Origin of the sequence: Enterococcus sp. DIV1937 (genome assembly GCF_050535975.1) — a bacterium.
GTDB lineage: Bacteria > Bacillota > Bacilli > Lactobacillales > Enterococcaceae > Enterococcus > Enterococcus faecalis.
On sequence record NZ_CP172909.1, the window covers coordinates 2,462,010 to 2,483,146 of the forward strand.

23 protein-coding genes are annotated in these 21,137 nt (G+C 37.6%); 4 read left to right on the plus strand and 19 right to left on the minus strand.

The annotated features are described in order from the left end of the window. Nucleotides 1-52: 52 nt before the first annotated feature. The gene (locus IGL13_RS11835; RefSeq protein WP_002355011.1) at nucleotides 53-1,708 is read left to right on the plus strand and encodes a peptide ABC transporter substrate-binding protein; all 1,656 of its coding nucleotides are present in this window, start codon (nucleotides 53-55) and stop codon (nucleotides 1,706-1,708) included. Nucleotides 1,709-1,774: 66 nt separating this feature from the next. Here the strand turns inward: IGL13_RS11835 and IGL13_RS11840 are convergent, their stop codons facing one another. The 7 genes from IGL13_RS11840 to IGL13_RS11870 all read right to left on the minus strand — a co-directional run bounded on the left by IGL13_RS11840 (nucleotide 1,775) and on the right by IGL13_RS11870 (nucleotide 7,661). Next, nucleotides 1,775-2,611 carry a PTS system mannose/fructose/sorbose family transporter subunit IID gene (locus tag IGL13_RS11840; protein ID WP_002396861.1) on the minus strand — a complete coding sequence of 279 codons (837 nt, stop codon included), beginning with the start codon at nucleotides 2,609-2,611 and terminating at the stop codon, nucleotides 1,775-1,777. After that, a complete protein-coding gene (gene agaW, locus IGL13_RS11845) occupies nucleotides 2,583-3,356 on the minus strand; it encodes a PTS N-acetylgalactosamine transporter subunit IIC (protein ID WP_002378793.1) in 774 nt (257 codons plus the stop codon). The genes IGL13_RS11840 and agaW overlap by 29 nt, the downstream gene beginning before the upstream one ends. 24 nt (nucleotides 3,357-3,380) lie before the next feature. Further along, on the minus strand, nucleotides 3,381-4,532 hold the full coding sequence (gene nagA, locus IGL13_RS11850) for an N-acetylglucosamine-6-phosphate deacetylase (RefSeq protein ID WP_002401435.1): 1,152 nt from the start codon (nucleotides 4,530-4,532) through the stop codon (nucleotides 3,381-3,383). Between the two features lie 45 nt (nucleotides 4,533-4,577). Next, nucleotides 4,578-5,054, minus strand: a complete 477-nt coding sequence (agaV, locus tag IGL13_RS11855) for a PTS N-acetylgalactosamine transporter subunit IIB (protein ID WP_002355007.1) — start codon at nucleotides 5,052-5,054, stop codon at nucleotides 4,578-4,580. Between the two features lie 26 nt (nucleotides 5,055-5,080). Next, a complete protein-coding gene (locus tag IGL13_RS11860; RefSeq protein ID WP_002365328.1) occupies nucleotides 5,081-5,518 on the minus strand; it encodes a PTS sugar transporter subunit IIA in 438 nt (145 codons plus the stop codon). Nucleotides 5,519-5,664: 146 nt separating this feature from the next. Continuing rightward, nucleotides 5,665-6,759: an acyltransferase family protein gene (locus IGL13_RS11865; protein WP_002378795.1), complete on the minus strand. Its 1,095-nt coding sequence runs from the start codon at nucleotides 6,757-6,759 to the stop codon at nucleotides 5,665-5,667. Nucleotides 6,760-6,845: 86 nt separating this feature from the next. Further along, nucleotides 6,846-7,661 carry a carbohydrate deacetylase gene (locus tag IGL13_RS11870; protein ID WP_002401436.1) on the minus strand — a complete coding sequence of 272 codons (816 nt, stop codon included), beginning with the start codon at nucleotides 7,659-7,661 and terminating at the stop codon, nucleotides 6,846-6,848. 144 nt (nucleotides 7,662-7,805) lie between these two features. On the opposite strand from IGL13_RS11870, the gene IGL13_RS11875 reads away from it, so the two are divergent. After that, nucleotides 7,806-8,558 carry a MurR/RpiR family transcriptional regulator gene (locus IGL13_RS11875; protein ID WP_002365331.1) on the plus strand — a complete coding sequence of 251 codons (753 nt, stop codon included), beginning with the start codon at nucleotides 7,806-7,808 and terminating at the stop codon, nucleotides 8,556-8,558. A 68-nt stretch (nucleotides 8,559-8,626) separates the two neighbouring features. On the opposite strand, the gene IGL13_RS11880 is transcribed toward IGL13_RS11875, so the two are convergent. Continuing rightward, complete coding sequence (locus IGL13_RS11880; protein ID WP_002370077.1) at nucleotides 8,627-9,178, minus strand: DNA-3-methyladenine glycosylase I; 552 nt, start codon at nucleotides 9,176-9,178, stop codon at nucleotides 8,627-8,629. A gap of 76 nt (nucleotides 9,179-9,254) precedes the next feature. After that, entirely contained in the window at nucleotides 9,255-10,031 is a 777-nt protein-coding gene (locus tag IGL13_RS11885; RefSeq protein ID WP_002355000.1) for a peptidase C39 family protein, read from the minus strand. Nucleotides 10,032-10,247: 216 nt separating this feature from the next. On the opposite strand from IGL13_RS11885, the gene IGL13_RS11890 reads away from it, so the two are divergent. Next, the gene (locus IGL13_RS11890) at nucleotides 10,248-10,610 is read left to right on the plus strand and encodes a hypothetical protein (RefSeq protein ID WP_002354999.1); all 363 of its coding nucleotides are present in this window, start codon (nucleotides 10,248-10,250) and stop codon (nucleotides 10,608-10,610) included. 119 nt (nucleotides 10,611-10,729) lie between these two features. Here IGL13_RS11890 and thiT read toward each other — a convergent pair whose 3' ends face one another. The 3 genes from thiT to IGL13_RS11905 all read right to left on the minus strand — a co-directional run bounded on the left by thiT (nucleotide 10,730) and on the right by IGL13_RS11905 (nucleotide 12,984). Then, nucleotides 10,730-11,305: an energy-coupled thiamine transporter ThiT gene (gene thiT, locus IGL13_RS11895; RefSeq protein WP_002354998.1), complete on the minus strand. Its 576-nt coding sequence runs from the start codon at nucleotides 11,303-11,305 to the stop codon at nucleotides 10,730-10,732. Between the two features lie 162 nt (nucleotides 11,306-11,467). Next, nucleotides 11,468-12,121, minus strand: coding sequence for a PepSY domain-containing protein (locus IGL13_RS11900; protein ID WP_002385242.1), 654 nt, complete (start codon nucleotides 12,119-12,121; stop codon nucleotides 11,468-11,470). 77 nt (nucleotides 12,122-12,198) lie between these two features. Next, a complete protein-coding gene (locus tag IGL13_RS11905; RefSeq protein ID WP_002354996.1) occupies nucleotides 12,199-12,984 on the minus strand; it encodes a hypothetical protein in 786 nt (261 codons plus the stop codon). A gap of 233 nt (nucleotides 12,985-13,217) precedes the next feature. Between IGL13_RS11905 and IGL13_RS11910 the strand changes: the two genes are divergently transcribed. Beyond that, the gene (locus tag IGL13_RS11910; protein WP_002378798.1) at nucleotides 13,218-13,952 is read left to right on the plus strand and encodes a class A sortase; all 735 of its coding nucleotides are present in this window, start codon (nucleotides 13,218-13,220) and stop codon (nucleotides 13,950-13,952) included. A gap of 47 nt (nucleotides 13,953-13,999) precedes the next feature. Here IGL13_RS11910 and IGL13_RS11915 read toward each other — a convergent pair whose 3' ends face one another. The 7 genes from IGL13_RS11915 to pnp form a co-directional block, all read right to left on the minus strand. Then, nucleotides 14,000-14,230 (minus strand): hypothetical protein, encoded by a 231-nt coding sequence (locus IGL13_RS11915; RefSeq protein ID WP_002383277.1) that lies wholly within the window; start codon nucleotides 14,228-14,230, stop codon nucleotides 14,000-14,002. Between the two features lie 88 nt (nucleotides 14,231-14,318). After that, nucleotides 14,319-14,789: a low molecular weight protein-tyrosine-phosphatase gene (locus IGL13_RS11920; protein ID WP_002378799.1), complete on the minus strand. Its 471-nt coding sequence runs from the start codon at nucleotides 14,787-14,789 to the stop codon at nucleotides 14,319-14,321. Between the two features lie 40 nt (nucleotides 14,790-14,829). Continuing rightward, nucleotides 14,830-15,399 (minus strand): TetR/AcrR family transcriptional regulator, encoded by a 570-nt coding sequence (locus tag IGL13_RS11925; RefSeq protein ID WP_002354991.1) that lies wholly within the window; start codon nucleotides 15,397-15,399, stop codon nucleotides 14,830-14,832. Nucleotides 15,400-15,576: 177 nt separating this feature from the next. After that, nucleotides 15,577-16,995, minus strand: a complete 1,419-nt coding sequence (locus tag IGL13_RS11930; RefSeq protein ID WP_002386276.1) for a CHAP domain-containing protein — start codon at nucleotides 16,993-16,995, stop codon at nucleotides 15,577-15,579. A gap of 331 nt (nucleotides 16,996-17,326) precedes the next feature. After that, a complete protein-coding gene (gene mreD, locus IGL13_RS11935; RefSeq protein ID WP_002359075.1) occupies nucleotides 17,327-17,836 on the minus strand; it encodes a rod shape-determining protein MreD in 510 nt (169 codons plus the stop codon). Then, complete coding sequence (mreC, locus tag IGL13_RS11940) at nucleotides 17,833-18,693, minus strand: rod shape-determining protein MreC (RefSeq protein WP_002383273.1); 861 nt, start codon at nucleotides 18,691-18,693, stop codon at nucleotides 17,833-17,835. The genes mreD and mreC overlap by 4 nt, the downstream gene beginning before the upstream one ends. 181 nt (nucleotides 18,694-18,874) lie before the next feature. Next, on the minus strand, nucleotides 18,875-20,989 hold the full coding sequence (pnp, locus tag IGL13_RS11945; protein WP_002378800.1) for a polyribonucleotide nucleotidyltransferase: 2,115 nt from the start codon (nucleotides 20,987-20,989) through the stop codon (nucleotides 18,875-18,877). Nucleotides 20,990-21,137: the final 148 nt, after the last annotated feature.

Here is a 21,137-nt window from a genome sequence, read left to right on the forward strand (position 1 = left end):
CATTTTTACATTATACTGAGAGTATTGCTAAAAATGAAAAGGAGCGTGTCAAATGAAGAAATCTGTTTTATTTACTTCATTACTTGTATTATCAAGCTTAGCTTTAGCGGCCTGCGGCGGTGGCAGTGACGATAAAGGAGCAAGCAACGGCGGCAGCGACAACCAAGTATACACAATGGTTGAATCCCAAGAAATGCCTAGTGCCGATCCGTCCCTTGCGACAGATGAAGTGAGTTTTACCACTTTAAATAATGTCTACGAAGGAATCTATCGTTTAGATAAAGACAACAAACCCGCGCCTGCTGGTGCAGCCGAAAAAGCGACTGTTTCAGAAGACGGTTTAGTTTACAAAGTTAAATTACGTGAAGAATCAAAATGGTCTGATGGCAAACCAGTTACTGCTGCAGATTACGTTTACGGTTGGCAACGAACAGTGGACCCTGCCACTGCTTCAGAATATGCCTACATGTTTGAACCAGTAAAAAATGCTGAAAAAATTTCTAAAGGGGAACTACCTAAAGAAGAATTGGGCATTAAAGCAATCAATGATCATGAATTAGAAATCACTCTAGAAACAGCAACACCATATTTTGACGATTTATTGGCTTTCCCTTCTTTCTTGCCGCAACGTCAAGATATCGTTGAACGTTTTGGTAAAGATTATACAAAGAGTAGCGATAAAGCAGTCTACAATGGTCCGTTTACGCTAACTGAGTTTGATGGTCCCGGAACAGATACTAAATGGTCTCTAACTAAAAATGAAGAATATTGGGACAAAGAGACTGTCAAGTTAGATAAAGTCGCTATCAACGTGGTGAAAGAAGCCCCAACTGCCTTAAATCTTTATGAAACTGGTGAAGTGGATGATACGTATTTATCTGGCGAACTGGCCCAACAAATGCAAAACTCGCCTGACTTGGTCCAATTAAAAGCCGCTTCTTCTTTCTATTTAGAAATGAATCAAGCAGATGAAAAATCACCATTGACTAATGCAAACTTACGTCGTGCTATGTCTTATGCCATCGATCGCGATTCATTAGCTAAAAATATTTTAGCTAATGGCTCTCTTCCTTCACAAGGCTTCGTTCCTGTGGATGTCGCGAAATCACCAAAAACGGGTGAAGACTTTGTTAAAGAAGCCGGCAGCGACAAATTAGTCAAATACGACAAGAAAAAAGCTGTGGAATACTGGAACAAAGCGAAACAAGAACTTGGTGTTTCCAACTTAACGGTTGATTTAATGGTAGACGACTCTGAAGGCGCTAAAAAAATGGGCGAATATCTTCAAGGATCACTATCTGATACTTTGGAAGGCTTAAAAGTAACTGTGACGCCTGTCCCTATGGCTGTTCGCTTAGATCGTACCTTAAAAGGGGATTTCCAAATCGCTGTTCGTGGTTGGAGTGCCGACTATTCAGACCCAATTAACTTCTTAGATTTATTAGAAAGCTCAACTTCTAATAACCGTGGACGTTACAGCAATCCTGAATACGATAAATTCATTGCTGCGTCCAAAACCACAGATGTTAACGATCCTGAAAAACGCTGGGAAGATCTAATCAACGCTGAAAAAACAGTAATTGCTGATATGGGTGTTGTGCCAATTTACCAAAAAGCAGAATCACACTTACGTGCACCAAACGTGAAAGAAATTATTTATCATCCAACAGGTGCTAAATACGACTTCAAGTGGGCGTATAAAGAATAATCACTCGATTAAATTTAGAAAAAGATTTGGAACAATAGCGATTTTGGCTATTGTTCCAAATCTTTTTTATATAATCCCGATTAAAGAACCTAACAACCCAAAAATCACAGTAAAAATAATTAAAGCAATCGGCGTGCGTCCTTTTTTCAACATAATAAAACAAAACAGCGTAAACACTAAAGGTAATAAATTGGGCATGATTGTATCAAACAATTGTGTTTGAAGGTCTAACTTAGTGTCTTTCAAGCGAAAAACAAAAGTTGTCGTTAATTGTACACTCTTCGGAATCAACGCGCCCACCACGGAAATTCCTACAATTGTTGCTGAACGAGATAATTTTTTAGTACTTTCGCTTAAAACTGAAATTGCTTTGACACCCATTTTATAACCTAGATTAATTAACCCAATTTTGGCAGCCATATACGGAATATTAAATAACAACAAGAAAACAATTGGTCCTAAGATATTGCCTTCTAATGATAGTTGTGAACCAATCGCTGCTGCAATCGGCAAAACGGTTAAATAAAATAGCGCATCCCCAATTCCGCCTAACGGGCCCATCAACGCTGTTTTAATCGCTTGAATGGATTTTGGTGATTCTTTTGACTCTTCCATTGCAATAATCACACCATGCATGAACGTCACTAATTGTGGATTCGTGTTCATAAATTGTAAATGATTTTCCAAAGAAAGAGCTAAGTCTTCTTTATCACGATGAATCTTTTTCAATCCTGGAATTAATGAGTAGGTCCAGCCGCCTGCTTGCATTCTTTCATAATTAAATGAAGATTGTAGCAGATACGAACGGAACATTATTTTTTTTAACTCTTTTTTTGTTATTACTTTTTCGGATATCGTATCATTATATGTTTCTTCAGATGCCATCTTCTTCAAACCCTCCATTATTATTTGATGCAGTGACTGTATTATTTCTTTGTGCGTAAAATTCATATAAAGCAATTGCGACAGCTAAACCTGCAACCGCTAATGTATCTAATCCTAAATAGGCAGCCATAACAAACCCAAAAATAAAGAACGGCGCGTAGGATGTTTCCCACATCGTTTTTAATAACATGGCGAAACCTACTGCTGGCATCATACCACCTGCAACGCTCAAGCCATGAATACTCCATTCGGGTAGAATAGAAATGAAACTAGATGCTTTATCAGCACCAAAGAAAATACATAAAAATACTACAAAAAAATAACAAATGAATAAAACGATTGGTAAAAAACTAGACATTCTTTCGATGCCTCTTGTATCTGCTTTTTTTGCATAAGCATCAAATTTATGCATAATTGGTGACATCGCTGTATATAACAAGGTAATTAACGCTTGCGCTGCAACTGCGAAAGGAACAGCCAAACCTACGGTCACTTGTGGGTCAGATTTTGTGATAATTGCTAACGCTGTTCCAATAACTCCCCCAATTACTACGTTGGGTGGTTGCGCACCGCCGATTGCTACTGCACCAATCCAAACTAACTCTAGCGTTGCTCCAGTGATTAACCCTGTGTTAACATCTCCCAATATTAAACCAACAATCAGCCCTGTAACAATCGGACGATGAATATGTGTCTGTAAGACAAGCTTATCAACCCCTGCTATCCCAGCCCAAATTCCTACCAAAATTGCCTGTACTAACATTTTTTTCCTCCTATTAGACTTCGTCTACTTTTTATAAACTGTTTCACCATTTACTAAGGTTTCTAGCACTTCGTATTTCTCATCAATAATTGTAAAATTACCTAAAAGCCCTAGTTTGATTTCTCCCATAGATTCGTTCACATTCAACAAACGAGCTGGATTTTTCGTGACTGAATTAATAGCAATCACTTCTGGAAGTAATGCTTTTTCAACAAGGTTGCGAACCATATTATTTAAATGGTTCGTACTTCCAGCTAACTTGCCATTGGCTAAACGGACCACATTTTGTTCATCAATAACCATTTCGATCCCTTTTTCTGGTTTTGGATAAACGCCTGGTTGACACCCTTTGGCCCAGATAGAATCTGTCACAGCAATTAAATAGTCCTTGCCTTTTAGTTTGGATAACACACGTACTAATGAATAATCAACATGTACCCCATCAGCAATAATTTCAGCAAACGTTTCCTCACTATCCAAAGCAGCAACTACTGCGGTTGGTTTCCGGTGACTGATATCTTCCATTCCATTAAACGTATGGGTAAAACTTTTTGCACCTGCTTCGACAGCTGCCATTGCTTGTTCATAGGTTGCAGCCGTATGGCCAATTGAAATGACTACATCATGTTCATGACAATATGTAGTCAAGGCATTCTCTACATCATTTTCTGGTGCCAACGTCATTAATTTTATGTGCCCTTTTGCCAACTCTTGCCATTTTTTAAATGTCTCAACGGATGGTTTTACTAATAACTCTGGATTATGAGAGCCACGAAATTCTTCAGAAATCATTGGTCCTTCCGCATGAATCCCTAAGATTTGTGCTCCGTTGGTTCCTTGGTCTTCCTCAATAAATGAACCAATCACTTCAAATGAATGTTCCAAGTCTTTTGGAAATGTTGTTGACGTTGTTGGTAAAAAAGCTGTAATCCCTTCTTCTGGAAGGTAAGCTTGCCACTCTTTGATAAATTCATGATTGGCATGATTGGCATCCCCACCATGCCAACCATGATCATGAATATCAATAAATCCTGGAAGAATGCGCTTTTCTCCGTATTCTTTGTCGACAGCTTTTTCATTGTACGGTAGAATTGCAACAATTCGTTGTTCTGATACTTCAACTTGAGCTGGTTGAAATTGTTCGTTAATCCATACGTTTTTACTTTGAATAATCATTCTTCCCACTTCTTCTCTTCAAAATTATTGTCCAACATTACTTTTTTATGAAAATAATGCATCTAAACTTTCTTCTGGCGTTGACGGTACACGTTGAATCGAAAGTTTAACACCTAATTCTTGTAGCTTTTTAAAGGCGTCTACATCTGTTTTATTAACGGCAACAGCGGTAGCTACTTGTTTTTTGCCTTCTTCCATATGCATATTACCAATGTTTAATTTTTCAATTGGCACACCACCCTCTACCAAGCGCAATGCATCAACAGGATTATCAACTAACAGAAAAATCTTTTGTCTTTCTGAGGCTTTATGAATGACCTCAATCGTTTTCTTAATGGAGAAAAAACGGGTCTGTACTTCTGCAGGAGCCGCCATGTTTAACAATTGTTGGCGCATTGTATCCTCAGAAATTGCATCATTTGCGACTAAAATTAAGTTGGCGCCTAAAGAACCGTTCCATTGTGTTGCGACTTGACCATGAATCAAGCGATTATCAATTCTTGTTAATAAAATATTCGGCATAGTGTTTCCTCCTCTTTTCTAATTGGTTAGATTCCGTCTGCTTCTTCTTGAGTATTTGCTTGTGGTTGTTCTAGTTTTTTATGAACAATCCCATCTCTGGCTGAATCTGTGACCATTGAAACAAAATCTTCTACGTTCGTGCTGATTGTGCGTAATGCAAGCCCTTCAAGAACCATCGGTAAATTTGTTCCTGCTAACACTTCAACATTTTGATAATTACTTGCGACAGTCATTGAAATTCTAAACGGTGTACCCCCTAAAAGATCAGTTAAAATGACCACTGCTGGACACGTCTCCAGCATAGAGTCAACGGCTTTACGAATGTTTGACTCTAATACATCAAGCCCTGTATCATTGAAAAAAGGGACCGCCTGAACATTTGCTTGCTCTCCTGCAATCATACTAACTGATTGATGCATTCCAGTTGAAAATACCCCATGTCCCGTTAAAATAAGACCTATCATTTATTCTTTCTCCCCTAACTATTTACTGAGCTTACTATTTAATTGGATAAGCAGAACTTATTCCTCAAAGAGTGTAACAATTCTTGTAACAATTGAGTATGCTTTCCCATGATTTTGGACGATGATTTCTATTTAAGAACATGTCCCTATACAGATACAAGGCGTCCCAACTTAAAGATGCTTTTGAAAAAATGCTCGATTACAACCGTTAACCCAAATGAGCCAACAAATGTACCCATATACAACACAAGAATAACCAAGCTGACTGGTTGATTGGTTAAAAACGGGTGGACCAGTTTCAAGACCACTTGAAAAATAAAAACATTCGCTAAATAACTGCGATACGCATAAGTGGCTATCCATTTAACCATTGGTAAAAGACGAATCTTTTTGGCTATTCCTTGCGTTCCCAAATAAAAAACCAACCCGATAATCAGTAAACTATAGGCACTTTGAAGAAGATCCAAATAAGGTAGATCGTTCGGTGTCATCTGTGTTCCATCAAATAAATTCCCTTGGACTGCCTGAAAAAAAATAAAAAGAAATAACAAAAATAGCGCCGCTCTCGTCTTTTTCAAGAAAGTAAAAATTCCCCCCTGATACTTCGCTGCGATGACCCCGAAAATACCATAAATGAGATAACTAAGCCCTGAACGATCTATTAAGTACCAAAGAGAAGTTTCTGCATATGGAAAAATCATTTTCTGGTACCAGAAGCACCAAAGGATATGCGCACCGATTGTAAAAAAGACAATTGGTAAAATCACTTTTTTGTTTTTTGTAATTCTGGTTGCCAACCAAATAAAATACGGCATAAATAATTGGAATTGCAACATCATTACGGCATACCATAGATGTGCCGCGCCATCACCACTGAGAACTTTTCCTAGAAATCCTAGGGGCGTTTCATAGGGCATTCGTTGTTGTAAACTAGGAAAAGCGTATAGATAGAGACTGGACCAGACCACGTAAGGAAGCACCAATTCATAAAATTTTTCCTTTAAAAATTCAAGATACGATTCAGCTTGACTCTTTAACACCATGTTGTAAATAATTGCAAAAATAAACATGGGTGCCGAATATTTAGACATTCGGTAAAAACTACCGATTGAATTCATTGCTTCCGTTTGCGGAGAATGTGTCAACACATATGATAAAACCGTTTGTAAAATAACTGATGCTACAGCGAAAACTTTTAAAAAATCGCTGATATTCAGATTTATTGGTTGTTCTTTACTCATGTACGTCCTCTTTCTTTCAATAATTTAGCGTGTAAGTAAGCGCTCGGATTAAGAACTTACTCACACGCTATTCACGCTTCTTTGATTTACATTGCTAGCGATTCATAATTGGCTAACAAGATGCCGCGTTCTTCAATCGCTTCTTTGACTTCTTGGGACGTTAATATTTCCACTTCACGAATTCGAGGCATACAATACCCTGATTGCTTTTGTAAAATAGTATCGATAAACGCAGGATGACAATTGATTTCAAAGACCTCTCCTTCACTACAAACAACCATATCAAGCAATTGCAAGATGGTTTCAGTTGAAATCGCCTTGTCATAAAATTGGTACAACATTTCATCTGGCGTGCGAACATCCTGATATAACTCTAAATAGTCTTTTGTTTCAATACTTCTTGAAGCGTTACGTAAAGGTAATTGATATTTGCGAGCAAGTGCCAAAGCCACACCTAATAACTTTTCATTTTTTCCATGAACGTTATGATGAGAATCAATATGATCAGGGCATCTACCACTTTTCATAAATGAAATAATTTGAGCATCCCATTCGTTATAAACCTCTTCTAAATTGACTTTTTCTTCAAAAATCGATTGATGCCAAAAATAACCAGCTTCATCTACTAAGGAAGGAACCATTTCTCGAGGTAAAATAGGTTTTGCTTGGTTCAATGTCAATGTTAAATGGACACCGATAGCTAAAGTCGGTGCACTGATTCGAGCACTCTCCATGGCCTCTAAAAAATAAGGAGAAGTTGGTAATGCGGTTGTTGAAGTAACCACGCCACGTTTGTGTGCTTCAATGATTCCTTGCGTTACCGCTGGCGTGTAACCAAAATCATCAGCGTTGATAATTAATTTTTTATTGCTCATTTTTCCCCACTCTCTCTTCTGTTTCATGAATTTTTAGTTGTTTCTCTAATTGATTGTAGCTAAGTGACGCCTTTTTTTATAGCTAGTTTTCTGATTGAGTGCTATAATCTACAAATAAGACCATGTCCCTAAAAAAGGACATTACGTTCACAAACGACAGGAGGGATCAGCATGCTGTTTTTAACCTACGATCCACAATTAAATCCAACAGAATTAGAGATTTACAAGTATATTAGCCACAATATTGAAAAAGTTCCTTATATGACAATTCGAGAATTAGCAGATGAAATTCATTTCAGTAAAACGGCAATCTGGCGTTTTTGTCAAAAATTCGAGTGTGAAGGCTATACAGATTTTAAATTTAAATTGAAGAATTATCTAAGCGAACGAAAAAAAACAGCCCAACCAAAATCTTTAGATGAAACAATGCTGATTCATTTTTTGCAACGCTCATCAGAAGAATTATTAGAAGGACGGATTGTTCAAGCTGCGGAATTGCTGGCAAAAAAAGAATTTGTTCTTTTTATTGGCGAAGGAACGTCCAAAGTCCTAGCTGAATTTGGTGAAATTTATTTTTCCAGTATCTACAATTTATCTGCTTCTGTATCCCACCTTTTTTCCCATCCCGTTAGCAAATTATCCGAAGAAACGGCTAAAAAAGTGGGTGTTATCGCCTTATCAGTTTCGGGTGAAACACAAAAAGTTCGGCAAAATATTGATTATTTTATCGAAATGGGGATTGATGTAATTGCTATTACAAATAGTGAAAAAAGCACGATTGCTCAACTTTCAACAGTCACGATCCCCTACTATATAACAACCGAGAAAAGTTCCATTGCAGACGTAACGTCCCAACTACCTGCACTATTCTTAATAGAAAAGTTGGCGAAAACTGTTTCAACGATGTTAAATGAGTGTCCATAATCACTGCAAAAAAAGGAAGGAACTAGCCATTCGTTTTGCTAGTTCCTTCCTTTTTAATTCTTCTATACTTATTTATACTGACACGTTTCTAAATGATCATTCACCAATCCCGCCGCCTGTAAAAAGGAATAGACTGTCGTGGCACCTAAAAATTTAAATCCTCGTTTTTTTAACGCTCGACTAATCTGTTGCGATAATTCCGTGGAGGCTGGAACCTCTTCTGGGTGCTGCCAGTGATTAACGATTGGTTGCTGATCAACAAAGTTCCAGAGATAGCGATCAAAGGAGCCAAATTCTGCCTGAACTTCTTGAAAAACTTGCGCATTCGTAATGGTCGCTTGAATTTTTAAACGATGACGAATCACACCAGGATTTGCTAGTAAAGCTAAAATTTTTTTCTCATCATATTGCGCAATTTTCCGATAATCAAACGCATCATAAGCTGCTCTGAGCGTTTCTCGTTTATTCAAAATAATCGCCCAGCTTAAGCCCGCTTGCATACTTTCCAAGGTCAATAACTCAAATAACTGTTGCTCTTCATGAACTGGACGTCCCCATTCATCATCATGATAGGCTTGCATCTCTTCAGTTGTATTCGTTGCCCAAGTACATCGCTCCATTGTCCTGCCTCCTTTTATTTGCTAAAAAAGATGCGAACAAAGGGTACTGCCTGTTGTTCCACACCTTTTCTTATTCCTAATAAAATGCCCAGAAGTTTAACGCTTCATTCATCACTTCTTCGGCTGTAAATGTCCGTTTTGAATGGCCCTTTTCTTCTGAATCGTTTGGATCATTAATCCAGAAATCGCCTTTTTCATCCACACCACTCATCACCATAATGTGACCAGTTGTAGTGAAATAGCCCGGTTTTACAGAAATAATGACTGGATGACCTTCCTTCAAGAAAGCTGCCACTGTTTCAATATCCCCAATTTCTTGACAGTTATAGCCTTTCATTTCAGCATATGCACTAAAAATAGACCACGCCGTCCCTTGTCCTTCCATAAAGAAGTCATTTTTTGCCCAAGCTAACACATCCAGAGGGGTAACTTCTTGGTGATCCATGTATGAACCAACCATTGCAAGCGACACAATCGCACAGCCATTAATTTCGATTGTATTCGGCTTATCCACATTGCCAAATCCGTATGCGGTGTCTTTCCATTTAGCATCTGTCTGCAATTCTAACGGCAAATCCAGATGTCCATTATATTGCTTCTTTTCAATTTCTTGATTGACCTGTTGTCCATAGCTTAAAGGTTTGACTTTTTTCTCAATTTTAACTGGTGCTGGTTCTTTTGTTTTACTTGATTCAGCACTAGCTTTGACATATGAATCATCAAACCAACTTGAAAACCCACCTGATTTCATCGGCGAAAACTGCGCTAACAACCCGCCAAAGCCAAACGATACCAACAACACCGTGAGAACTTTTTTTTGGTAACCTGATGGTTTTTTTGACATACTATTCATCCTTTTCTATCTATTGACTACATCCGATAATCTTATGTATTTCTTATATGCTCACACATTATACTACTTTCTTTTTCGAAAAACAGAAACGTTGGTAAATTCTCATAATTATTGAAGGCGAACATATTTTCTTGAATTTTATCACAAAATTAGGTAAAATACAGGTAATTAGTCATTTGAGTTTTATTCTATTTTATTCGTAAAGGAGGCAGAAGAATGGATCAACATAAAGCTACCATCAAGAGCATTTCTAAACTGATTACGCTCTCTTCCCAACATTTCTTTTCGGCATTTTTAGAAGATTCTCAAGATCAAAAGAATAAAGAAAAGGAACGCAGTGCGCTTTTACAAGAGCTCCAAGTCGCTGCCGCCCAAAAATCCTTAGTGGTCTTACAATTGAAAGAAGTCCCTACAGCGCATAAATTCGAAACGGTGATCGGCTGGATTGTCTCAAAAAATATTTCGGACAATATCGTTGTTCGTTTACAAACGGATGAACAACAGTTGCGCATGATTCCTGTTGCTTCTGTCATGAAAGTCAGCACGTTAGCCAATCGTCACCAACGTCAAATTCACTAGAATATTGAAGTCTTTATAAAATAAATGGAAACCACCAACCCTGGCGATTGCAGGTTGGTGGTTTCTTTTATTTATGACTTTAGTCAAAATCCCATGAAACTTCTGACTTAGGACTCAACTTATTTCTTAGGAACAAATAATTGCGGTGCTACTTTTGCCAATAAGCCTAGAACTAGACTTACATACAAACAATTGACGACGGTACTTGTACCGTTTAGAACAAAGGAATAGAGATATGGGCTCATTCCTTCTGGTGCATACATGCCCCAAACCAATACACCCGCCCAAAAATGCCAAAACCAGCGGGCGAAGACTGCGACAACACTTCCTAAAATAATCGTACGAATGGCTGATTTTAAACGATTCGCTTGAAAATACAGTTGAATTTTTCTAGCGAATACGCCACCCATTCCTCCAAACGCAAAAGCAAAGGGATATTCAAAAATAATCTGTGGAACGGACAAGAAATTTTTCATGGCTGTACCGAGAATAATATTTAACATGCCCCAAACAAAGCCTGCTGCAACTCCAGGAAGCAACCCACGACGAAACGAATAAAGAACTAATGGGACCATTCCCAACGATAGGTCCAAGCCACTATTGGCAAATTCAATCGGTAAAAAAGAGAGGGCCATTGCCATTGCTGCGACGACTGTTCCTTCTACCCAAATACGTAAATCCATTTTTCTAGCCAAACAAATTTCCTCCTATGTTCTGACGCTCTCAACCACTAATACATCGTTATTTTACCATAGGGACTTTAGAAAAACACGTTTGTCGAACAAGCAAAAAAATAGCTGATCAGCATTTAAGGGAATCAACTCCTACTCAAACGCATGCCAGCTACTTTTTATCCATTAATCGTCCCGCTCAGTTGTCAAAATTTTACCAGAATGAGCATCGATTTTTACCTCTATTTTTTGTTGGCCCTCTTTCACTTTCACTTCCCAATAGGTGATTCCTAATTCTTTCTCTAACTTCCAATCTGTTGCCTGGCCGACTTTCGCTTCTTTTTCAGCCAAGGTTGTGGCTTGTTCTCTGGAAATGATATTTGTTAAATCAAGTGCCTCTTCTTGCATTTTAACGCCATTTTGTTCATCGGCATCCAAGGTTTCGACTTTTTCTTTTGTGAATTCGCCTGTTTCTGCGTTCACTTCAACTTGATATTCTTTTTGCTGATCCACGCCTTCTATTTCATAAAAATAACGTCCAAAATCTGTATCTAACTGCAGACTTGTTATTTTAGCTTCTGGATATTTTTTCTCAAATGCTGTCGTTACTTTTTCTAAAGAGACAGCTACCGCACTTGTCTTCTCTGATGTCGTCGTTGCTTCTTGTTGTACGGATGAACTTGTTTCAGTAGTTGATATTACTGTTTCTTTTTGTTCATTTGTTGATGAAACAGCTGTGGGTGTTTTGGATGTACAGCCAGCTACCAAAAAGAGTGCCAAGCCAGTCATAGAGCCATAGAGTATTTTTTTCATTAAACAACCTTCTTTCCTTTTTATCATTTTATTATACTTGATTTCTCATCCAAATCATAGCTACAAAAAAAAGCCCTACTTTAGTTGATAAAGTTAGAGCTCTCTCAGCCTTCATGGGCCAACATAAAAATTTCACCGAAATCATTCTCTTGTTCAATGTGCCAAATGCGTTTTTCACTATTATAGACAAGCGTTGCCAAAATTTCTTCTTTTTGGTAAGAGGTATTTTTCATCTTGCTAAGTGAATCTTCCACCAAGTAAATAGGAATCCGATATTCTTCTTTATCCACTTCCGTTTGTTGGAAGCAAAAAATAACACCTTCTTGCAAGATACCTTTCATATTTTTAAGTAATTCAGGACTTAATTTTTCGACAGGCGTATTTCGTTTAAAGAAGGCCTTTTTCTGGTTCACTTTCTCTAAAACAACACGTGTAATTTTATCAGCAAAGATTCGATAAAATTCATCAATATAACGATAATAGACACGCGTCATCTGATCTGCAAATTCAAAAAAGACAAAATCATTTTGTAGCTTATAAAAGAAAGGCGAATGCAAACTATTCTTCATGTGTCCAAAATAAAGAAGTTCCGAAATTTCTAATGGCGTTAGCTCTTTTAGCATCGTCACATCGGAAAAGTCAATCCATTTAATTTCTTCAGTCATCCAACGACGTTGTAGCGATTGAAAATAGCGATTGACGCTTTCTTCTCCGCGAATAATTTTCAAGCCTGAATGCATATCGTATTCGCCAGCTTCGGCAGAAGGATCTAATAATAGTAAGTTCTGTGGATGATGCACAATTGAACGAACAAAATCGGAATGGGTAATTCCTTTAGATAAAACCGCGTTGCTGGTTACATCTATATGTACATAAATTAAATCAAGCAAATTCCCATCTCCCCTCTACTAGCCTCCTTACCATTTTACAATATTTTCAAAAGAAAAGCTTGTTTCTTTTACTTTAAAATTCCATTACAAAATGAGGATTTTTTTGAAAAATCAATCGATTCAGTTGTTTTTTATTAAATCAAGGTCCGGCCAGCTTACCTATTCCCCAAAGAAAATAAATAGGTTTTTCAAATAAATTGTGGTAAACTTGATACATTAAAAGGAGGGAGAATATGCGCCCAAAAGAGAAAAAAAGAGGAAAAAATTGGTTAATCAACAGCTTATTAGTTTTACTATTTATCATTGGCTTGGCCTTAATTTTTAACAATCAGATACGCAGTTGGGTGGTTCAACAAAATAGCCGCTCGTACGCCGTTAGCAAGTTGAAACCAGCTGATGTGAAGAAAAATATGGCTCGTGAAACAACGTTTGACTTTGATTCAGTTGAGTCCTTGAGCACAGAAGCGGTGATGAAAGCCCAATTTGAAAACAAAAACTTACCTGTGATTGGTGCCATTGCGATACCAAGTGTCGAAATTAATTTGCCCATTTTTAAAGGATTGTCCAATGTCGCTTTATTAACTGGTGCCGGGACCATGAAAGAAAATCAAGTCATGGGGAAAAACAATTATGCCTTGGCTAGTCATCGAACGGAAGATGGCGTTTCCTTATTTTCACCTTTAGAAAGAACCAAAAAAGACGAACTCATTTATATCACTGATTTATCTACTGTTTATACATACAAAATAACTTCTGTAGAAAAAATCGAACCAACCCGTGTTGAGTTAATTGATGACGTTCCTGGTCAAAATATGATTACCTTAATTACCTGTGGCGATTTACAAGCAACGACGCGAATTGCTGTTCAAGGAACATTAGCAGCAACGACGCCTATTAAAGACGCCAACGACGATATGTTGAAGGCTTTCCAATTGGAGCAAAAAACTTTAGCTGATTGGGTGGCTTAATAAAAAAATCCTTGAAAAGTTTTGACACTTTTCAAGGATTTTTTGCTTTATTTCATCGCTTGGCGTTCTTGCTGTTTCAAACGAGCAAAACCATAACGAATACCTGCAAATAATAAAACTAACGGAGATAAGAAAACAGAGATCATTAACCATTCACTTGTATACATACTACTAAAAGATAAATGATACGTGACAGCATACACTAGCGGCAGACTCATTATCAACAATAAATAATACAAACTCAATTCAAAAACATAGGATAAATAACTACTGTTCATCTTACTTCCCTCCTGTCTCTTTTTCCCTGAACAATTTGTTAACACTATTGTACCAAGGGGAAACAGAAAGTACTATCGGACTATAGTCCTAATCTTTCAGCTGTGCTTTTATTTTTTTCAACCATTCTGAGGTACCTGCTTCCACTAAGCGGTAAGTTTCCTCAAAATCACCAGTATAATAAGGATCAGGTACGTCCATGGTTTCTTTACCAGCCACAACTTCCATAAATAAATGAATCCTCCGTTGCTCTTCTTGAGGAGCTAATGCTTTTAAATCTGCCACATTATTCGCATCCATCCCAATGATATAATCATATTTTTTAAAATCACTTGGCTGGATTTGTGTTGCCCGCATTCCTTGATAGGAAATTCCTTGTTGCTCCAAAATTTTTCTGGTTCCCTTATGTGGCTGACTGCCAACTTCCCAGTGACTAGTAGCTGCTGAAAATACTTGAATAGTCGATTCTAAACCGGCTTGTTGGACTTTCTGACGAAAAATCGCTTCTGCCATTGGCGAGCGACAAATATTGCCTAAACAAACAAATAACACAGTTACCACAACGTTTCACTCCTTCATAAAACTTTTTATCCTTCACACATTACTCATTGGCTTCTTGTTCATACAAATGATAAGCCATAAATTCTGTATCTTTCGCTAAACGGAATAATTGCGTCGCCATTTCCAAAGGAGTCTGAGGATATTCCTCAAGAATCCATTTCGTTAAGACGCCACTACATCCATAGGAAAAGAAATTCGCATAAAATTGTTTGTCTTTATCTGTTAAATGATTCTCAACATCGACTTGTTCAAATAATGATATAAATAAGCGATTGGTCGAAGCGGAAAAAACATTAAGAAGAACTTCTGAATCTGAGGTCACCGTTGTATAGTAGAAATGGCTCTTCTCTTTAATCGCTTTTAATAACTTCAGGGCTTGTTCCTCCCAGTTTTCCAAACAAATATCTGTTTCTAAGTAAATCAATGCATCGTGACGATAAATCCAACGTAATAAATCATATTTATCTGTAAAGTGATAATAAAATGTTTGACGATTCAAGCCCACTTTTTTGGTAATATCTTGGACACTTATTTTACGAAAATCCTTTTGTTCACATAATTCTATTAAAGCTGAAGCGATTGCTTGTTTTGTATCGTGCGTTCCGCTCATGCTGATTCCTCCGCTCCTAATATGTATATACCTCTATAATTGCAAAAAAACGGCCAGATTACAATATTTTCAGATACATTTTATGCATATATTTAAAATTAAATGAATAAAAAAAGCGGCAACTAACGATTTTTGTTAGTTACCACTCCTTGTTATCAATTATTAATAGATGACTATTTAGCCTGGAAAACGCCATACAACAGCGCGGAATCCTGCTGGTGGTGCTGGTGACCAGTTAGAGTTAGAAGAAACATAACCAGAACCTCCTGGGTTGTTCGCTTCAACGATTTGGACACTTCCACCACTTACACCTGTAACTAAGACAGTATGCACGCCACCAATCCAGCTATCTGGACTATAGGCACTTTCATATTGAACAACATCGCCTGGTTGCACGTTACTCCAGCTAACTTGTGTTGCGCCAGAAGCAACATAGCCACTGTTTGGACCACCATAACCGAAGTTAATACCGCCTGCCGCTAACCAGCGACGAACAGATACTAAACATTCACCTGGTTGATTCCAACCTGTTGCATAAGAATTACCAACATCTGCTAAAGCTGCATTAATTGCGGCTTGTTTTCCTGAAGTCACGCCACCATTCCCTGGTTTTGCTTCATTACCTTTTTCAGGAGTCGTTGGGTTAGTTACAGGAACTTCTTTTTCTTTTTCAGGTGCTGCTGCAGGTGTTGTTACAACACTTTCTGTTTCAGTACTTGAAGTTGTTGTTTCTTGCGTTGTGGTACTTTCAGTAGTTGTTGATGATTCTACTACTGGTGTTGCGGCTTTTTCTTCAGCGGCTGATGCTGCTGCCTCATTGGCTGCTTTTGTTGCTTGCGCTTGCTCTGCTGCCGCTTTTTGTGCTGCGGCTTGTGCTTGCGCTGCCGCTTGTTCTTCTGCTTTTTTAGCAGCTGCACGTTGGCGTGCTTGTTCTTCTGCTAAACGTTTTTCCGCTTCTTTTTTCTGTTTAATGAAGCCGTCTTTTTTCCCTTGTTCTTCAGAACGTTGCGCTTCTAAATCATTTTTAGCCACTTCTTGTTGAATCTTCAATGTTTTTAATGATTCTGTTTTGTCATTTAATTCTTTTGTTGCTGCTTCTAATTCAGCAATTTGTTTTTCAACATTCTTTGTTTTCTTTTCAACAGTCGCTTTGTCTTCTTTTTGTTGTTCTAGTAATTCATTGTTGGCGCTCATCATTGTTGAGACCGCTTGAACGCGACCAATTGCATCTGCTACTGAATCTGCATCTAAGACAGCATCAATAATTGAATCACTTTGACCATTCACTTGGACATCGCGTGCTTGTTTTGTCATTTGTACTTCACGTTTTTGAATACGGACATTCAAATCAGAAATTTCACTATATAATTTAGATACTTCTGATGATAGCTTGTTCTTTTTAGCTGTTAATGTATCGATTTGTTTGGCCGTTTCAACCATATCATTTTCAATCGCGGCAACTTTTGCTTCTGCATCTGACATTTGGCTAGTTAACGCATTAATTTTTTGATCTTGTTGTTGAATCTTTGTATCGTATTCATCTGCAAATGCTGCGGATGGTAACGCTACGCTTGTTAAGGTAATGGAACATACCATTAGAGCCGATAATACACTTTTCTTCAATCTGTTGTCCTCCGAAAATCCTTTTTTGTTAAGCTTTTTTATTATTTATTAAAATTTGAATAAATTTCTCTTTTTCAACGATAGAGCAATTGTAGCATAGCTGTATGTCACTGAGATAATATGGATGTTACAGTAATATTTCAATTTTCTTCTTGTAAATGACAAAAAAAAGCTTCCCTTTTTTCACAACTTTCTTCAAGGCTCCAGGGTAAGCTTCTCATCGTTTTGTTATTTAAATAAAATAAAAAAAGCGAAAAATGCTAACAAATGAGCATTTTTCGCAAACGAACAAAATTTTCAATTTTTATTTTACGGAAAACAGTTTTTTCAGTGGATAAGATAAAATAACATACCACACCATGTTCAATAGTAATGTAGGGCCCAACACACGTGTAATAAATAAAATTGGGCTGACATCCGCTAAATGAAAGGCCACTTGAATCAGTACCGCAATCAGTTCATACAACGTGGTAAAAATGACGATCCCAAAAAAACCAGTTAGTAAATTTGTTTGAATTACTTCTTTAAATGTATACATCAACATAACCGAAATCGTCAGTGCAACTGTATAAATCCCGATAATGCCAATGTAGTAGCTATCGCAAATAAAGCCTAAAATTAACGAAGTAATTAATAAATAACGTTTAGAAAAATTAGGAACGGCAAACATAAACGCAAGTAATAGCAGATGAGAACTGGCGAAGTAAACATTACTTGTCCACGTTTCAAAAGACTTTGTTAAATGAGCATCAATTAACATTAAGAAAAACAAGAGAATAGGTGTGACGTATTTTAAATACTCTTTCCGAATCATTCGCTTTCCCCTGCCGATCTTTTCACGACCGTCACAACGGAGATACCATAGACATCCGCATAAGGTTTCACATACACTTCACGATCTAAACCAAAACTATCTGGTTTCACTTTAATAACTGTCCCTACCGCTAAATCGGCTGGGGAATTACCACCTAAGCCAGAAGTCTGAACGACATCGCCTTCTTTCAGAGTGGCATCGCCAGTTAATTGTGACACAATTAATGCATTCGTCTTATTGTCGTAATTTTTAAGTAAACCAAACGATTCGCCATTTGCGGAAGTTACTCGCACAGGGAAATGGTTCGAGTTAACATTTTTAGACGTTAGTAGTTCCACTTTTGCAGTCGTTGCATTGACTTCAATAACACGCCCCACTAACCCTTTTTGCGCCATGACCGCCATGCCCGCTTCAATGCCGTCATTGGTTCCTTTATCGATAATTAATAAGTCTTGCCAAGTATCCGGCGAACGCGTAATGACATTCGCAGTTACTTTTTCATAGTTGGCCAACGTTTCGTTCAGATTCAATTCTTGTTTTAAACTATCAATTTCACGTTTATAGTTATTGTTTTGGACAGCTAATTCATTATAGCTATCAATTTTTTCTTTTAGACGTTCGTTTTCTTTAAACGTGTTAATTAAATTGCCCATTGAAGACAAGCCGTTTTCCACCACACGAGCTGGAAAAGAAATCACACGATCCACCATACTAACGCTATTATTGACGCCACCTTGAACGACATTGGTTTTGCCTTTTTCAGAACGTTGCGCAGCAGTTAAACTAATAATGGTTACTAAAATAATGACTAAAATTAAGGTAATGATTATATTTTTATTTGGATTAAATTTTTTCACAAAGACACCCCAGATATTCTTCAGACTGATAGTATTAATTTTACCACTAATTGACTATAAACAAAAGAGTTGGCGATCGTCTTTAGCTTTTTTTATCATTTCTTTTTTAGGGCTTGTTTTCAACGAAAAAACCAACGAAAAGAAAGGAAGCTTCCTTGGTTTTCGTTGGTTTAAAAAGAAATTATTTTTCTTTGTTTTCTTCGTTTAATAACGCTTTTCTTGACACGTTGACACGGCCTTGTTTGTCAATTTCAGTTACTTTGACAAGGACTTCGTCGCCTAATTTCACGACATCTTCAACGTTGTTCACACGTTCGTTTGCTAATTGAGAAATATGGATCAAGCCATCTTTGCCTTTAATTAGGTTAACAAACGCACCAAATTTTTCAATGCGGACAACTTTTGCTAAGTAAACTTGACCGACTTCAACTTCTTTGGTTAATTCTTCAATAATCTTGATGGCTTTTTTAATCATTTCAGCATCTGATGAAGCAATACTTACGTTACCGTCTTGATCGATATCAATCTTAACGCCGGTTTCATCAATAATGCTGTTGATTGTTTCGCCACCTTTACCAATGACATCTTTAATTTTCGCTGGTTTAATTTGAATCATTTCAATTTTCGGTGCATATTGACTTAATTCTTCACGAGGAGCAGCAATCGTTGTTGTTAATTCTTCTAGAATTTCCATCCGTGCTTTCTTCGCTTGGTCTAATGCTTCCGTTAAAATTTGTTCTGTAATTCCTTGGATTTTGATGTCCATTTGTAAAGCAGTGATTCCGTCTTTCGTTCCTGCTACTTTAAAGTCCATATCGCCAAGGTGGTCTTCTAAACCTTGAATATCTGTTAAGATTGTATAGTTTTCGCCATCACTAACAAGACCCATTGCAATACCTGCAACTGGCGCTTTAATTGGCACACCCGCATCCATTAATGCTAATGTTCCCGCGCAAATACTTGCTTGTGAAGAAGAACCATTTGATTCTAACACTTCTGCTACTAAGCGGATTGTGTAAGGGAAGTCTTCTTCTGATGGAATAATTTGTGCTAAGGCACGTTCACCTAACGCACCGTGACCGATTTCACGACGACCTGGTGAGCCCGCGCGTCCTGTTGAACCAACAGAGAATTGCGGGAAGTTATAATGATGGATGAAACGTTTGCTATCTTGGACACCCAACCCATCGATAATTTGATGTTCCCCTAAAGGCGCTAATGTACAAACGGATAAAGCTTGTGTTTGACCCCGAGTAAATAAGCCAGAACCATGCACACGTGGTAAAATACTTACTTCTGATGATAAATGACGAATTTCGTCTAATTTACGGCCATCCGGGCGAATCTTATCGATCGTGATTAACTCACGTACGACATCTTTTTCAAGATCTTCCGCAATTTGTTTCACTTCTTTTAGTAATTGTGCTTCTTCTTCGTGTTCCGAAAATTTTTCAGCGTAAACTTCTTTGACTGTATCTTTTACTTTGTCAATTTCAACTTCACGTGCTAATTTTTCTTCCGTCATTACGGCTGTTTTCATTGTATTGTAGTACGCATCAAAAATTTCTTTTTTAAGATCAGCGTCCACTTGTAATAAGTCCACGTCCATCTTTGGTTTACCTACAGCGGCAACGATTTCTTCTTGGAACGCCACTAGTTCTTTAATGGCATCAAAACCGAAAAGTAAGGCACCTAACATATCTTCTTCTGATACTTCTTTGGCACCACTTTCAACCATATTGATGGCTTCTTTTGTTCCAGCAACAGTTAATTCAATATCTGTTTGTTCCGCTTGTTCTACCGTTGGATTTAAAACATATTCGCCATTAATACGACCAACGTCAACACCAGCAATTGGTCCATCAAACGGAATATCTGAAATTGCTAACGCTAAGGAAGACCCAAACATTGCAGCCATTTCTGGTGTACAGTCTTGCTCCACACTCATAACGATGTTCGTGATTTGGACTTCGTTACGGAAGCCTTCTGAGAACATTGGACGAATAGGACGGTCGATTAAACGAGCGGTTAATGTCGCACGTTCACTTGGACGACCTTCACGTTTAATGAAGCCGCCAGGAATTTTTCCTACCGCATACATTTTTTCTTCATAGTTTACAGTTAATGGGAAAAAGTCTACATCTTTTGCTTCTTTAGAGGCAACAGCAGCACTTAAAACGACCGTATCGCCGTAACGTACTAAGACAGCTCCATTGGCTTGTTTGGCTAATTGGCCGATTTCTACTTCTAGTGGGCGGCCGCCCCAAGTTGTTTTAAAGACTTGTTTTTCTGTCATAATTCTTCTCCTTTACTCTTGCTCTTTGGAAAAGTCAGACGGCTACTAAACAAATGAAAAAGTAACAAGTCGTTGCTGCTCTTTCATTTGGTTAGTAGTTCCTAAAAACTTTCCAAAGAGGACCTTCAATAGTGACAATAAGATAAAA

Excerpts from the sequence above, each read along its gene's own strand:
- IGL13_RS11910 (WP_002378798.1), top strand. The coding sequence starts at position 13,218 with ATGCGCCCAAAAGAGAAAAAAAGAGGAAAAAATTGGTTAATCAACAGC.
- pnp (WP_002378800.1), bottom strand. The coding sequence starts at position 20,989 with ATGACAGAAAAACAAGTCTTTAAAACAACTTGGGGCGGCCGCCCACTA.
- IGL13_RS11930 (WP_002386276.1), bottom strand. The coding sequence starts at position 16,995 with ATGGTATGTTCCATTACCTTAACAAGCGTAGCGTTACCATCCGCAGCA.
- nagA (WP_002401435.1), bottom strand. The coding sequence starts at position 4,532 with ATGATTATTCAAAGTAAAAACGTATGGATTAACGAACAATTTCAACCA.
- IGL13_RS11870 (WP_002401436.1), bottom strand. The coding sequence starts at position 7,661 with ATGAAACAGAAGAGAGAGTGGGGAAAAATGAGCAATAAAAAATTAATT.
- IGL13_RS11925 (WP_002354991.1), bottom strand. The coding sequence starts at position 15,399 with ATGAGCGGAACGCACGATACAAAACAAGCAATCGCTTCAGCTTTAATA.
- IGL13_RS11880 (WP_002370077.1), bottom strand. The coding sequence starts at position 9,178 with ATGGAGCGATGTACTTGGGCAACGAATACAACTGAAGAGATGCAAGCC.
- IGL13_RS11840 (WP_002396861.1), bottom strand. The coding sequence starts at position 2,611 with ATGGAGGGTTTGAAGAAGATGGCATCTGAAGAAACATATAATGATACG.
- agaW (WP_002378793.1), bottom strand. The coding sequence starts at position 3,356 with ATGTTAGTACAGGCAATTTTGGTAGGAATTTGGGCTGGGATAGCAGGG.
- mreD (WP_002359075.1), bottom strand. The coding sequence starts at position 17,836 with ATGATTCGGAAAGAGTATTTAAAATACGTCACACCTATTCTCTTGTTT.
- IGL13_RS11835 (WP_002355011.1), top strand. The coding sequence starts at position 53 with ATGAAGAAATCTGTTTTATTTACTTCATTACTTGTATTATCAAGCTTA.
- IGL13_RS11885 (WP_002355000.1), bottom strand. The coding sequence starts at position 10,031 with ATGAATAGTATGTCAAAAAAACCATCAGGTTACCAAAAAAAAGTTCTC.
- IGL13_RS11865 (WP_002378795.1), bottom strand. The coding sequence starts at position 6,759 with ATGAGTAAAGAACAACCAATAAATCTGAATATCAGCGATTTTTTAAAA.
- agaV (WP_002355007.1), bottom strand. The coding sequence starts at position 5,054 with ATGCCGAATATTTTATTAACAAGAATTGATAATCGCTTGATTCATGGT.
- IGL13_RS11890 (WP_002354999.1), top strand. The coding sequence starts at position 10,248 with ATGGATCAACATAAAGCTACCATCAAGAGCATTTCTAAACTGATTACG.
- IGL13_RS11875 (WP_002365331.1), top strand. The coding sequence starts at position 7,806 with ATGCTGTTTTTAACCTACGATCCACAATTAAATCCAACAGAATTAGAG.
- IGL13_RS11900 (WP_002385242.1), bottom strand. The coding sequence starts at position 12,121 with ATGATAAAAAGGAAAGAAGGTTGTTTAATGAAAAAAATACTCTATGGC.
- IGL13_RS11860 (WP_002365328.1), bottom strand. The coding sequence starts at position 5,518 with ATGATAGGTCTTATTTTAACGGGACATGGGGTATTTTCAACTGGAATG.
- IGL13_RS11915 (WP_002383277.1), bottom strand. The coding sequence starts at position 14,230 with ATGAACAGTAGTTATTTATCCTATGTTTTTGAATTGAGTTTGTATTAT.